The 11945-nt window shown below is 67.6% G+C and carries 14 protein-coding genes; 1 reads left to right on the top strand and 13 read right to left on the bottom strand.

The window, feature by feature from the left end:
- Nucleotides 1–12 precede the first annotated feature (12 nt).
- The 13 genes from PHLH3_RS01960 to PHLH3_RS02020 form a co-directional block, all read right to left on the bottom strand.
- Nucleotides 13–267, bottom strand: coding sequence for a hypothetical protein (locus PHLH3_RS01960; RefSeq protein ID WP_213627912.1), 255 nt, complete (start codon nucleotides 265–267; stop codon nucleotides 13–15).
- Nucleotides 268–322: 55 nt separating this feature from the next.
- Nucleotides 323–646 carry a DUF3392 domain-containing protein gene (locus tag PHLH3_RS01965; protein WP_213627914.1) on the bottom strand — a complete coding sequence of 108 codons (324 nt, stop codon included), beginning with the start codon at nucleotides 644–646 and terminating at the stop codon, nucleotides 323–325.
- 17 nt (nucleotides 647–663) lie between these two features.
- Complete coding sequence (hemW, locus tag PHLH3_RS01970; protein WP_244862970.1) at nucleotides 664–1821, bottom strand: radical SAM family heme chaperone HemW; 1158 nt, start codon at nucleotides 1819–1821, stop codon at nucleotides 664–666.
- Nucleotides 1822–1874: 53 nt separating this feature from the next.
- Nucleotides 1875–2468, bottom strand: coding sequence for an RdgB/HAM1 family non-canonical purine NTP pyrophosphatase (rdgB, locus tag PHLH3_RS01975; RefSeq protein WP_213627918.1), 594 nt, complete (start codon nucleotides 2466–2468; stop codon nucleotides 1875–1877).
- Nucleotides 2465–2884 carry a DUF4426 domain-containing protein gene (locus PHLH3_RS01980; RefSeq protein ID WP_213627920.1) on the bottom strand — a complete coding sequence of 140 codons (420 nt, stop codon included), beginning with the start codon at nucleotides 2882–2884 and terminating at the stop codon, nucleotides 2465–2467. Before PHLH3_RS01980 ends, rdgB begins: the two co-directional genes overlap by 4 nt.
- Before the next feature lie 15 nt (nucleotides 2885–2899).
- Nucleotides 2900–3520: a methionine biosynthesis protein MetW gene (gene metW / locus PHLH3_RS01985; protein ID WP_213627922.1), complete on the bottom strand. Its 621-nt coding sequence runs from the start codon at nucleotides 3518–3520 to the stop codon at nucleotides 2900–2902.
- Nucleotides 3521–3530: 10 nt separating this feature from the next.
- Nucleotides 3531–4670, bottom strand: a complete 1140-nt coding sequence (locus tag PHLH3_RS01990) for a homoserine O-acetyltransferase (RefSeq protein ID WP_213627924.1) — start codon at nucleotides 4668–4670, stop codon at nucleotides 3531–3533.
- A gap of 100 nt (nucleotides 4671–4770) precedes the next feature.
- Nucleotides 4771–6750, bottom strand: coding sequence for a dynamin-like GTPase family protein (locus PHLH3_RS01995; protein ID WP_213627926.1), 1980 nt, complete (start codon nucleotides 6748–6750; stop codon nucleotides 4771–4773).
- Nucleotides 6751–6948: 198 nt separating this feature from the next.
- Complete coding sequence (locus tag PHLH3_RS02000) at nucleotides 6949–7245, bottom strand: DUF167 domain-containing protein (RefSeq protein WP_213627928.1); 297 nt, start codon at nucleotides 7243–7245, stop codon at nucleotides 6949–6951.
- On the bottom strand, nucleotides 7245–7838 hold the full coding sequence (locus tag PHLH3_RS02005; protein ID WP_173175076.1) for a YggT family protein: 594 nt from the start codon (nucleotides 7836–7838) through the stop codon (nucleotides 7245–7247). The genes PHLH3_RS02000 and PHLH3_RS02005 overlap by 1 nt, the downstream gene beginning before the upstream one ends.
- A 150-nt stretch (nucleotides 7839–7988) precedes the next feature.
- On the bottom strand, nucleotides 7989–9206 hold the full coding sequence (locus PHLH3_RS02010) for a hypothetical protein (protein ID WP_213627930.1): 1218 nt from the start codon (nucleotides 9204–9206) through the stop codon (nucleotides 7989–7991).
- Between the two features lie 5 nt (nucleotides 9207–9211).
- A complete protein-coding gene (proC, locus tag PHLH3_RS02015) occupies nucleotides 9212–10030 on the bottom strand; it encodes a pyrroline-5-carboxylate reductase (RefSeq protein WP_213627932.1) in 819 nt (272 codons plus the stop codon).
- A gap of 14 nt (nucleotides 10031–10044) precedes the next feature.
- Nucleotides 10045–10740 (bottom strand): YggS family pyridoxal phosphate-dependent enzyme, encoded by a 696-nt coding sequence (locus PHLH3_RS02020; RefSeq protein ID WP_213627934.1) that lies wholly within the window; start codon nucleotides 10738–10740, stop codon nucleotides 10045–10047.
- A 68-nt stretch (nucleotides 10741–10808) separates the two neighbouring features.
- Here PHLH3_RS02020 and pilT point away from each other — a divergent pair, with 68 nt between their 5' ends.
- The gene (gene pilT, locus PHLH3_RS02025) at nucleotides 10809–11843 is read left to right on the top strand and encodes a type IV pilus twitching motility protein PilT (RefSeq protein ID WP_111262598.1); all 1035 of its coding nucleotides are present in this window, start codon (nucleotides 10809–10811) and stop codon (nucleotides 11841–11843) included.
- The last annotated feature ends 102 nt before the right edge of the window (nucleotides 11844–11945 follow it).

Below are 11945 nucleotides of genomic sequence, written 5' to 3' on the forward strand. Positions count from 1 at the left end.
GTCCGCGCGGCGCTAGTTGATCATCTCCGCGCCGATGATGGTCTGCTCCGGCAGGGCTGGCGGGGCAGGGCTGATCTGCATGTACTTGATGCTCTCGCGGGGGATGAGCAGCAGGTCGCCGTCCACTTCGATGCTGACGAAGGCCGATTCCATCTGCTTGCGCAGCCCGCGTGCGACCTCGACCGGGTCGCTGGACTGCTGGGGAAAGCGCAGCGCCAGGCGCTGGCCGTCCTGGAAGTGCATGTAGAGGTGCTTGATCGGCTTCATGGCGTGCTCCTTCGATGACATGGCGGCCAGTGGCCGCCGGAGCGTGCCCTGGGCCTCAGTTGCGGTCGGCGAGGACGCCGATCAGGAAGAAGACTAGTAGCAGGACGGGCGCCAGGGTGTAGTTGTTGAAATAACCCAGGCCCTTGGCCAGCCAGGGGGTGAGGAAGATCATCGCCAGGCCGTAGCCCAGCGCGCACAGGGCGACGAACAGCAGCGTGCGGAAGAGGAAGTTGAGACCGCCGATGCGTTGCTGGATCCAGGCGTTGATGCCGGGGCCGAGCAGCACCAGCAGGGTCGCCATGATGGCCAGGGAGATGTCGTAGAGGTGGCTGCGGCTCCAGCGGGAGAGTGTCGCGACCAGGTCCAGAAACAGGTCCATCCGTTGTCCTTAGCCCCTCAGGGCAGGAAGTGTTGCAGCAGGTCGTTGAGGAACAGCTGGCCTTCCCGGGTCGCCACCAGGCGTGCCGGGTCGGCGTCCAGCAGGCCACGAGCCTCGGCTTCGCGGCGTGCTTCGGCGAGGCCGGACAGCGGCAGGCCGGTGCGCGTGGGGAACAGCTCGGCCTGTACGCCATCGGTGAGGCGCAGCACGTTCATGAGGAACTCGAAGGGCAGCTCGCCGGCGTCCAGCACCCGCTCGCCAGCCTGGAAGGCCTTGGCCGGGTCCAGGTAGTCCTTGGGCAGGCGGGTCTTCCAGGTGCGCACGATGTGCCCGGCCGGATCGCTCAGCTTGGCATGGGCGCCGGCGCCAATGCCAAGGAAGTCGCCGAAGGTCCAGTAGTTGAGGTTGTGCCGCGCGCGCCGGCCTTCCCGGGCATAGGCGGAGACCTCGTACTGGGCGTAGCCGTGCTCGGCCAGTAGCGCCTGACCGGCCTCCTGGATGTCCCAGAGGATGTCGTCCTCGGGCAGCTCCGGTGGCTGGGTCCAGAACACCGTGTTCGGCTCCATGGTCAGCTGGTACCAGGACAGGTGCGTCGGTGCCTGCTCGATGGCGATGCGCAGGTCGTCCAGGGCGTCCTCGATGGATTGCTCCGGCAGGCCGTGCATCAGGTCGAGGTTGAAGTTGTCGAAGCCGGCCTTGCGCGCCATGTCGGCGGCGCGGATCGCCTCGCCGCCGTCGTGGATGCGCCCCAGGGCCTTGAGCTTGGCTTCCTGGAAGCTCTGCACACCGATGGACAGGCGATTGATGCCCAGCTGCCGGTAGGCGGAGAACTTGGCCTGCTCGAAGGTGCCCGGGTTGGCTTCCAGGGTGATCTCGATGTCGCGGGCGAAGGGCACGCGCCGCTCGACGCCATCCAGCAGGCGGCCAAGGGCACTGGCGCTGAACAGGCTGGGCGTGCCGCCACCGAAGAAGATCGAAGTCAGCTCGCGACCGTGGACGTGGCGCAGGTCCGCGTCCAGGTCCGCCAGCAGCGCGTCGACATAGGCCTCTTCGGGCAGCTCGGGGCCTGCGGCATGGGAGTTGAAGTCGCAGTACGGGCACTTGCGCACGCACCACGGGATGTGGATGTAGGCCGCCAGAGGCGGCAGCTGGAAGCTCGAAGCTGCAAGCGGCAAGTTTGGAGCTTCTTCGCTTGTGGCTTGCAGCTCGTGGCTTGCAGCTTCCTTCTTCATATCCCCAACCGCTGCTTCAACAGGGCCATGGCGCGGGCGCGATGGCTGAAGCGGTTCTTCTCGGCGGGCGGCATCTCGGCGCTGGAGCAGTCGCCCTCCGGCACCCAGAACAGCGGGTCGTAGCCGAAGCCGTGCTCGCCCCGGGCCTCGAAGAGGATGCGGCCGCGCCAGACGCCTTCGCAGAGGATCGGCAGCGGGTCGTCGGCGTGACGCATCAGCGCCAGGGAGCAGATGAACTGCGCGCCGCGCTCGGCTTCCGGCACGTCCTTCAGTGCGGCCAGCAGCTTGGCGTTGTTGGCCGCGTCACCCTGGCCGTCGGCGTAGCGTGCCGAGTAGATGCCGGGGGCGCCGCCGAGGAAGTCCACGGCCAGACCGGAGTCGTCTGCCAGGGCCGGCAGGCCGGACACGCGGGCGGCGTTGCGCGCCTTGAGGATGGCGTTCTCGACAAAGGTCAGGCCGGTTTCCTCGGGTTCGACGTCGCTGAATTCGCCGATCGAGCGCACGCGCACGCTGTCGCCGAGCATGGACTGGAGTTCCTTGAGCTTGCCGGCGTTGTGGCTGGCCAGCACCAGTTCTTTGAAGGGCATCATTCGTCTGGGAAGAATTCCTGGTCGAAGTTGAAGGTGTTCGGCGCGTTGTCGCCCTGCTGCACCGTCAGGGTGAAGTTGAGCATCTCGCGCTGGCTGAAGGGGAACTGCGCCAGGTAGTAGATGGCGCCGCCCTCGTTGACCTGCTTGAAGGTGAGCGGGGTGACCTTGCCGAGCAGGTCCTTGACCTGGCCGCTGACCTGGGCGGTGCTGGCCTTGCCGGCCTTGAGCACCGCGATGTTGACCACGCCCTGGGTCTTGCTGCGGATCAGGCCGACGGCGGCGGCGACATCGGGCTGCAGGAAGCTCGAGTTGAACGCGCTGTAATGCACGTCCAGGTCACCGAAGGTCTGCTTGCGTTCGGCTGCGGCCGGCAGGGCCAGGCACAGGGCGAGGAGGAAAAGGGTCAGGCGGCGCATGGTGGCGGTCTCCAGTCAGATCGCGATACGGCTTTCCAGCACGCTGGGGCCGCTGACGCGATAGATGCCGATCTCACCCAGGAGATTAGGCCATAGACGGCTTCCCAGGTTGTGGCGGTGCTCATGGTCGACCGCCAGGCGGTCGAGCACCTTCATTTTCATTTCACGGCACAGGGCCTCGAAGTCCTTGAAGGTGCAGAAGTGGATGTTCGGCGTGTTGTACCAGGTGTACGGCAGGAACTCGGACACCGGCATGCGGCCGTTGCGCGCGAGGTACCAGCGGCAGCGCCAGTGGCCGAAGTTGGGGAAGGTGATGATGCACTGGCGGCCGACGCGCAGCATCTCTTCGAGGATGCGGTCGGGGTAGTGCACGGCCTGCAGCGCCTGGGTCATCACCACCACGTCGAAGCTGTTGCTGGCGAAGTTGCCAAGGCCCTTGTCCAGGTCCTGCTCGATGACGTTGACGCCCTTGCCGATGCACTGGGCGATGTTGTCCGGGTCGATCTCCAGGCCGTAGCCGGTGACCTGCTTGTGGTCACGCAGCCAGGCCAGCAGTTCGCCGTCGCCGCAGCCGAGGTCGAGCACGCGGCTGCCGGCGGGGATCCAGTCCTGGATGATTTCGAGGTCGGCGCGCACGGTGGCTCCCTTAGACGGCGATGCGGTTCATGTAACCGCTGAAGGCTTGCAGGTAACGCGGGATCGGCATGAGGAAGGCGTCGTGGCCCTGCGGCGCGTCGATCTCCAGGTAGCAGACGTTCTTCCGCGCGGCGGTGAGGGCGTCGACGATCTCCCGCGAGCGGGCCGGAGAGAAGCGCCAGTCGGTGGTGAAGGACATCACGCAGAAGTCTGCCGTGGCGCCGGCCAGGGTCCTGGCCAGGTCACCGTCGTGGGCCGCAGCCGGGTCGTAGTAGTCCAGGGCCTTGGTCATCAGCAGGTAGGTGTTGGCGTCGAAGCGGCCGGAGAACTCCTCGCCCTGGTAGCGCAGGTAGCTCTCCACCTGGAACTCGACGCTGTGGAAGTCGTAGTTGAGCTTCTCGCTTTTCAGGCCGCGGCCGAATTTCTCACCCATGGCGTCATCGGAGAGGTAGGTGATGTGGCCGACCATGCGCGCCAGCATCAGGCCGCGCTTGGGGATCACGCCCTGGTCCTGGAAGTGGCCGCCGTGGAACTCCGGGTCGGTGAGGATGGCCTGGCGCGCCACCTCGTTGAAGGCGATGTTCTGCGCCGAGAGCTTGGGCGCCGAGGCGATGGCCAGGCAGTGGCGCACGCGCTCGGGGTAGCTGATGGTCCATTGCAGGGCCTGCATGCCGCCGAGGCTGCCGCCGACCACCGCGGCCCACTGGCTGATGCCCAGGGTGTCGGCCAGGCGTGCCTGGCTGTGCACCCAGTCCTCCACCGTCATCACCGGGAAGTCGGCGCCGAAGGGCTTGCCGGTGGCCGGGTTGATGCTGGAGGGACCGGTGGAGCCGTTGCAGCCGCCGAGGTTGTTCAGGCTGACGACGAAGAAGCGGCGGGTGTCGATGGCCTTGCCGGGGCCGATGCAGCTGTCCCACCAGCCCGGCTTGCGGTCTTCCATGCTGTGGTAGCCGGCGGCGTGGTGATGGCCCGAGAGGGCGTGGCAGATCAGCACGGCGTTGCTGCGGCTGGCGTTCAGCTCGCCGTAGGTCTCGTAGACCAGCTCGTACTCGGCCAGGCTGCGACCGCAAGCCAGCGGCAGCGGTTCGCTGAAACGCTGCACCTGGGGCGTGACCAGGCCGACGGAATCTTCGGGGATGACGGTGGGCATCGCAGCCGCTGCTCTTTATCTGGGAAGGGCGCCAGTCTAAAGAGCACCGTCCCACCCGGCAAGCAGGCGGAACGGCGGCCAAACCCTTGAATCGAAAGGCTCAGGCCTCGTGCTGCTGGCGCACCAGGCCGGGCAGGCTGACCACCTTGCCCTGGCGCTGGATGGGCGCCGGGCGACGCAGCGCGCGGAGCATGTCGTTGGCCTGGACCAGCTGCTTCTCCAGCTCGTCGGTGTAGCGCGACAGCTGCAGCACGCGCTGGCGCGCCTGCTGGGTGTCCTGGGCCAGGGCCTTGAGGCGCAGCATGTGGGTTTCCAGCAGCTGCTTGTGCTCCAGGGTGTTCTGCATCAGCGGCATCAGCGCCTCGTTGGCCCACTGCGCGGCGTCCTGGCGCAGGCGCTGGTGCATGCCGATCACTTCCTGGACCAGGGTGGCGAAGAAGCGGCGGGTGAGCAGGCGCTGCTCGGTGAGCAGGGTCTTGAGGTGCAGGCGGAACTGGTCGGCCTTGCCGCGCAGCTGGCGCAGCTCGCGCTGGTAGCGGAAGACATCGAACTGCGGAGCGTCGACGCCTTGCAGCGGGTTTTCCTCGTTGTGCCGGCGGTAGATGGCCAGGACCATCTTGTTGGCCATGTCGGCCTCGTGTTCGAGGCTGTGCAGGTCGGCCTCCACCGAACGGAAGAAATGCAGGATGGCCTGGTTGATGCCGACCGTCGTCCAGCTGCTGGTGAGGTTGCGCCGCACCTTGGCCAGGTGTTCCTCCAGGCGTTCGGGGCGCGCGGCGGCGCGCAGCGTGTCGCCCTGGCGCTTGAGCAGGCGCTGGTTGGTCTTCAGGCCGAGCAGCCGGCGGTGGTGGCGGGCATGGTCTTCCTTGGTGCGGGCGGTCAGCTCGAAGAGCATCTGGCCATTGTCCTGCTGGTGGTTGCTGAGCAGCTCCTGCTGCTCGCGCACCTTCTCCAGGCGCAGGCTCAGGACGTGCTGGCTGTTCTGCAGCAGGGCCAGCACCTGGTTGACCACGCGGGTTTCAAGCAGGCGCTCCTTCTGCGCGACGATGCGCTCGCAGAGCAGGGTCTCGAGGTTGGCCATCTGGCTGCGCTCGAGCAGTTCATGGTCCTTGCGCACCTTGGCCAGCAGCGCCTGCTTGGCCGACAGCGGCAACACGTCCTCGCGGCGGATGCCGAGCTGGCGGGCGGTGGACTCCTGGATCTGGCGGATCGCGTTCTGCACGAAGGTCTCGCCGGCCAGGTCGTCCCAGAGCACGTCGATCTTGTTCAGCACGGCGAACAGGCTGGTCTGGGTGTCCTCGTCGAGCTGGCGGATGTGCTGCTGCCAGATGTCCATGTCGCTGGCGGTGACGCCGGTGTCGGCGGCCAGCAGGAAGATGATCGCCTGGGCGCTGGGCAGCATCGACAGGGTCAGCTCCGGCTCGCTGCCCAGGGCGTTGAGGCCCGGGGTGTCGAGGATGCGCAGGCCCTGGCGCAGCAGCGGGTGGTCGAAGTTGACCATCGCGTGGCGCCACGCCGGCACCAGCACCATGCCGGGGCGGCCGGCGGATTCGAGGGCGTCGGGGTGGAAGCCAAGCTGGATCGCCTGCTCCACCGGCATCGGCTTGGTCTTGGCCACCTGGGTGAAGGCCTGGACCATGTTGTCCGGGTCGCTGGTGTCCAGCGGGATGTTCACCCAGTGCCGGGGGATGCGCTTGAACTGCGCGACGCTGGCCGAGGCGGTGCGCGTCTCGATCGGCAGCAGGCGGATATAGGAGCGTTCCGAGCGCGGGTCGAAGAACAGCTCGGTGGGGCACATGGTGGTGCGCCCGGCGTGGGACGGCAGCATGCGCTGGCCGAACTCGGAGAAGAACAGGCTGTTGATCAGCTCGGTCTTGCCGCGGGAGAACTCGCCGACGAAGGCCAGGGTGATGTGGTCGGTGCGCAGCAGGCGCAGGGCGCGCTCGAGCTTGTCCTGCACCGCTGCGGAGTTGAGGCGGTTGTGCTCCAGCCAGCTGCGGTAGCGAGTGATCTCGCGGACCAGCTCGCGTTTCCAGGCCACGTAGGCATCGACCTGTTGACTGAGACGTTCCATGCTCATCCTGGCTCTCCTTCCGGTAGCGCGTCCTGCGTACAGAAATGTGGGAACTCGATATCGATGCGACGGCGACCTGGCGGCTGCCGCTTGCCCTGGCCGGGCGGCCCGCCCCTGAATGGCGCGAGCGGAGGAATGTCTCGCATTATCCGGGGCCCGGCAGCGCCGTCAATCGGCTCGCCCCGCCTCCCGCCTTAAGGTCTGTCAGAGGGGGCGAGCGGTCAGTCCGGGCAGGTCCGGGAGCTTCTGCGGGTGGCGGATGCGCACGCGCTTCTGCCGGTTCAGCTCGCCGCTTTCCAGGCTCACCAGGCTCTTGGCGACGCCGAAGGCCTGGCCGAGGAAGGCCAGCAGGTGGGCGTTGGCCTTGCCTTCGACCGGCGGCGCGGTGAGGCGGATCTTCAAGCGTTCGCCATGCAGCCCGGCGAATTCGTCGCGGCTCGCCTTGGGCTGCAGGTGGACGTCGAGGAGCAGGTCCTCGCCGTCCCAGCGAAAGAAGCTCATCACATGAAGGGGCTGAGGATCTTCGGCATCCCGGTCATCACCGCCAGGTTGCCGATCACCAGCATGTCGATCAGGCGCAGGGCGATGAAGGCGAAGATCGGCGAGATGTCCAGGCCGCCCAGGTTGGGCAGCAGCTTGCGGAAGGGCGCCAGCAGCGGTTCGCAGATCTGGTTCACCAGCTGGGCGCCGGGGTTGTAGCTGTTGGGGGCGACCCAGGAGAGGATCACGCTGATGATCATGGCGAAGAAGAACACCTTGATGAACAGCGAGGTCACCGCGATCAGCGACCAGACCAGCAGTTGCAGGACGTAGCCGGCGACGCCGTAGCCCATCAGGACCAGGGTGACGATCATCAGCAGCAGCTGGATCAGGATGGCCAGCACCAGGGAGGCCAGGTCCAGCCCGCCGAAGCCGGGGATGACCTTGCGCAGGGGGTTCAGCAGCGGCTTGGTGGCGCGCACGATGAACTGGCTGAGGGGGTTGTAGAAGTCGGCGCGCACCAGTTGCAGGATGAAGCGCAGCAGGACGATCAGCAGGTACAGGCTGCCGAGGGTCTGGATGACGTAGATGGCGGCGGTGGAAAGTCCGGTCATTAGGCGTTCCTTGTGGGCGTTGGGACCCCATGGACGAGCACGGGGCGCATGGCGCGATCGGCGTGCCACGGGGTTGCGTGGGAATAATGTAGGGAATTCGTCGCCGGCAGTCGCGAAAATCTGTTGCGGGCTGTATGCATGGCGGTTTTCTCAGCGCCCCGCCATCAGGTCGGGCCCCTGGCAACCCGGGTCCGCCGCGTCGCTCACCGCCAGCAGGGTGAAGCCGCCGGGCTCCTGGCGGATCGTCAGGTAGCGGTGGTCGCCGTCCTCCAGGGGCTGCTCGCTGCTCAGCTCCACTTCCACCTGGAAGCGCTCCGGCGCGGCCTTGCAGCCACGCACGGCGCCGTAGTTGAGGGTCACGTCGCGCCGCGCTTCCAGGGCCAGCAGGCGCTCGCGGGCGGCGAGGGTGTCGCTGGCGGTGTCCGGGTCGCTCCATTCACGGGCGGTTTCCGCACCCACCTGCAGCCACTCGTCGACGAAGTCGCGGCCGCTCCTGGCGGCGGGCTGCACCCGGTGCAGCGCCCCGCCGTCCAGGCGGTAGCGGAGGATGCCGGGACGGGTGAGCAGGTCCACATCCAGCATGCCCACTTCGGTACGCAGCTCGAAGCCATCCGGGGTGGGCTTGAGGCGGGTCTCCACCTCGTCGCGCACATAGCCGTGCTCGAGGTGGTCGAGGGCGCGCTGGGGCTCACCGCCCTGGCGCGGCTGGACGACGTCGATGGCCAGGCGGCTCCAGCGCGAGGTGCACCAGGGCGTGCCGTGGGCGATCACCAGCTGCCCGCCGGAAAGGCGCAGGAAGCGGAAGAAGTCGCCATTGGCCCCGGAAATCTCGGTATAGCCCTTGCTGCGCCAGTCCAGGCTGCGCACCCAGCGGCCGTCCTCGCGGCTGTAGCCGAGCAGCAGGTTGTCGTCGCCGCAGGGGATGCCGAAGCCGGCGTTGACCAGCAGCATGGGATCGGGCGCGTCCTCGCGGCGCACCACGAAAACGGTGCCTTCGTCGTCCGTCCCGGTTTCGCCGTCGCCGGGTGCCAGGTGCGAGGCGAGTTGCGCCTGCAGGGCCGCAGGCTCGACGGCTTCGTCGCTGCAGGCCAGTTGCGCGTCGATCGCGCTGGCGAGCGCTTCCTTGTAGGCGTCCAGTGCCGCCACCAGGGGCGCGGCGAGGGCGTCGTCGAGTTCGCCGGTGCGCTCGTCGAGGCGGCGTTGCAGTTCCTGCTGGGCGGCGGCCACCGTCTGTTCCGATGCCACGGGGGCGGGGCAGTCGGCAGCCTGTGCGGCGTTGCCGGAAAAGAGGGCCAGGGCCAGCAAGGCTGCGCCCGCAGTGGCGCGCTCCAGCGGGGAGCGCAGGTGTCGCAGCGACGGCGGGCGCATGGCGGTCACTGGCCCAGTTGTTCCGCCAGCTCGGCGGAGCGCTGGTCGGCGGCTTGCAGCGCCTGCTCCACCAGGGACTCGAAGGCGTTGCCCTGGAAGGACTTGATGGCCGCCTCGGTGGTGCCGTTGGGCGAGGTCACGCGGCGGCGCAGTTCGGCCGGGCCGACATCGCTGGCCACCGCCATGCGCGCGGCGCCGAGGGCGGTCTGCAGGGTCAGGCGGGCGGCGACGTCCGGGCTCAGCCCGAGCTTCTCGCCGGCGGCGGTCATGGCTTCCATGAGCAGGAAGAAATAGGCCGGGCCGCTGCCGGAAACCGCGGTGACGGCGTCGATCTGCTTCTCTTCGTCCAGCCACAGGGCGATGCCCACGGCGTTGAGCAACTGCTCGGCCTGCTGGCGCTGTTCGGCGCTGACCGCGGCGGTGGCGTACAGGCCGCTGGCGCCCTCACCCAGCAGCGCCGGGGTGTTGGGCATGCAGCGCACGATGGAGTCGACGCCCAGCCAGCGCGCGAGGCTGGCGCAGGGGATGCCGGCGGCGATGGAAACGATCAGCTGCCCGGCGGACAGGCTCGGCGCGAGGGCTTCGCACACGGCCTTCATCACCTGGGGCTTGGTGGCCAGGACCACCACGTCGGCGTCACGCACCGCCTCGGCGTTGCTTTCCACCACCTCGATGCCGTGCTCGGCGGCCACCTTGGCGCGCTGCTCGGCGCCGGGATCGCTGGCGCGGATATGGCTGGCCGGGACGCCCTGGGCGCGCAGGCCGCCGATCAGGCTGGCGGCCATGTTGCCGGCGCCGATGAACGCGATGCGGGTAGTGCTCATGAATGCTTCCTTCCTTATTGCTGTGCGGGCTGGCCGTAGTCGCGGGCGCCGAACAGGGCCGTACCGATGCGGACCCAGGTGGCACCTTCGGCTATGGCCGCTTCGAGATCGTGGCTCATGCCCATGGACAGGGTGTCCAGTGGCAGGTCCAGTGAGTGTGCAAGCTGCCGGAGGCGGGCGAAGGCGGCGTGCTGCTCGGCCCGGTCCTCCGTGGGTTCGGGGATGGCCATCAGCCCGCGCAGGCGCAGGTTCGGCAGGGTCGAGACCGCCGCCGCCAGGGCCGGCAGCTCCTCGGGGGCGCAGCCGGACTTGCTCGCCTCGCCGCTGACGTTCACCTGCAGGCAGACGTTCAGCGGCGCGGAGCCGGCCGGGCGCTGCGCAGAGAGGCGTTCGGCGATCTTCAGGCGGTCCACCGAGTGCACCCAGTGGAAGTGCTCGGCGATGGGCTTGGTCTTGTTCGACTGGATGGGGCCGATGAAATGCCAGGTCAACGGCAGGTCGGTGAGTTCCTGCTGCTTGGCCAGGGCCTCCTGCAGGTAGTTCTCGCCGAAATCGACGACGCCACAGGCGTGCGCCTCGCGGATCGCGGCCGCCGGTTTGGTCTTGCTCACGGCCAGCAGGCCGATGGCGGAAAAATCACGCTCCGAGGCTTGCGCCGCCTCACGGATACGCGTGCGAACCTTTGCAATATTCTCTGCTATCGTGGACATTACCTGCGCTCTACAGCCCGGCCTGAGTGGGTCTGCGGCATTCTAACCGCTTGGAATTGGGGAGTCCCATGGATATTACTGAGCTGCTCGCCTTCAGCGCGAAGCAGGGCGCATCCGACCTGCATCTCTCTGCCGGCCTGCCGCCGATGATCCGCGTCGATGGTGACGTGCGCCGCATCAACCTGCCGGCCATGGACCACAAGCAGGTGCACGCGCTGATCTACGACATCATGAATGACAAGCAGCGCAAGGACTACGAGGAGTTCCTCGAGACCGACTTCTCCTTCGAAGTCCCTGGCGTGGCGCGTTTCCGGGTCAACGCCTTCAACCAGAACCGTGGCGCCGGCGCCGTGTTCCGTACCATTCCCTCGAAGGTACTGAGCATGGAGGACCTGGGCATGGGCGAGATCTTCAAGAAGATCTCCGACGTGCCGCGCGGGCTGGTGCTGGTGACCGGGCCGACCGGTTCGGGCAAGTCCACCACCCTGGCGGCGATGCTCGACTACCTCAACGGCACCAAGTACCACCACATCCTCACGGTCGAGGACCCCATCGAATTCGTCCACGAATCGAAGAAGTGCCTGATCAACCAGCGCGAGGTGCACCGCGACACCCTCGGCTTCAACGAAGCCCTGCGCTCGGCCCTGCGGGAAGACCCGGACATCATCCTGGTGGGCGAGATGCGCGACCTGGAGACCATCCGCCTGGCGCTGACCGCCGCGGAAACCGGCCACCTGGTGTTCGGCACCCTGCACACCACCTCCGCCGCCAAGACCATCGACCGGGTGGTCGACGTGTTCCCGGCCGAGGAGAAGTCGATGGTCCGCTCGATGCTTTCCGAATCCCTCCAGTCGGTCATTTCCCAGACCCTGCTGAAGAAGATCGGCGGCGGTCGCGTGGCGGCCCATGAAATCATGATCGGCACCCCGGCCATCCGTAACCTGATCCGCGAGGACAAGGTGGCGCAGATGTATTCCGCCATCCAGACCGGCGGTGGCCTCGGCATGCAGACCCTGGACAGCTGCCTCAAGGGGCTGGTGGCCAAGGGCCTGGTGAGCCGCGAAAGCGCTCGCGAGAAGGCCAAGAGCCCGGAAAACTTCTAACCAGCGGCGGGTACCCCGGTCGGGGCGCCCGTTTCGCCGTAGCGCGGCCCCGCGCCGCGACGGCAACCCCGGTCATCGGGGCTTTCGGCGTCGCCCCAGGCG

The organism is Pseudomonas sp. Pc102 (genome assembly GCF_018408275.1).
GTDB classification, from domain to species: Bacteria; Pseudomonadota; Gammaproteobacteria; order Pseudomonadales; family Pseudomonadaceae; genus Metapseudomonas; species Metapseudomonas tohonis.

Coding starts and splice junctions, on each gene's coding strand:
- PHLH3_RS02010 (WP_213627930.1), bottom strand. CDS start 9,206: ATGCGCCCGCCGTCGCTGCGACACCTGCGCTCCCCGCTGGAGCGCGCC.
- PHLH3_RS01990 (WP_213627924.1), bottom strand. CDS start 4,670: ATGCCCACCGTCATCCCCGAAGATTCCGTCGGCCTGGTCACGCCCCAG.
- pilT (WP_111262598.1), top strand. CDS start 10,809: ATGGATATTACTGAGCTGCTCGCCTTCAGCGCGAAGCAGGGCGCATCC.
- PHLH3_RS01995 (WP_213627926.1), bottom strand. CDS start 6,750: ATGAGCATGGAACGTCTCAGTCAACAGGTCGATGCCTACGTGGCCTGG.
- PHLH3_RS02005 (WP_173175076.1), bottom strand. CDS start 7,838: ATGACCGGACTTTCCACCGCCGCCATCTACGTCATCCAGACCCTCGGC.
- rdgB (WP_213627918.1), bottom strand. CDS start 2,468: ATGATGCCCTTCAAAGAACTGGTGCTGGCCAGCCACAACGCCGGCAAG.
- PHLH3_RS01980 (WP_213627920.1), bottom strand. CDS start 2,884: ATGCGCCGCCTGACCCTTTTCCTCCTCGCCCTGTGCCTGGCCCTGCCG.
- PHLH3_RS01965 (WP_213627914.1), bottom strand. CDS start 646: ATGGACCTGTTTCTGGACCTGGTCGCGACACTCTCCCGCTGGAGCCGC.
- PHLH3_RS01960 (WP_213627912.1), bottom strand. CDS start 267: ATGAAGCCGATCAAGCACCTCTACATGCACTTCCAGGACGGCCAGCGC.
- PHLH3_RS02000 (WP_213627928.1), bottom strand. CDS start 7,245: ATGAGCTTCTTTCGCTGGGACGGCGAGGACCTGCTCCTCGACGTCCAC.
- PHLH3_RS02020 (WP_213627934.1), bottom strand. CDS start 10,740: ATGTCCACGATAGCAGAGAATATTGCAAAGGTTCGCACGCGTATCCGT.
- proC (WP_213627932.1), bottom strand. CDS start 10,030: ATGAGCACTACCCGCATCGCGTTCATCGGCGCCGGCAACATGGCCGCC.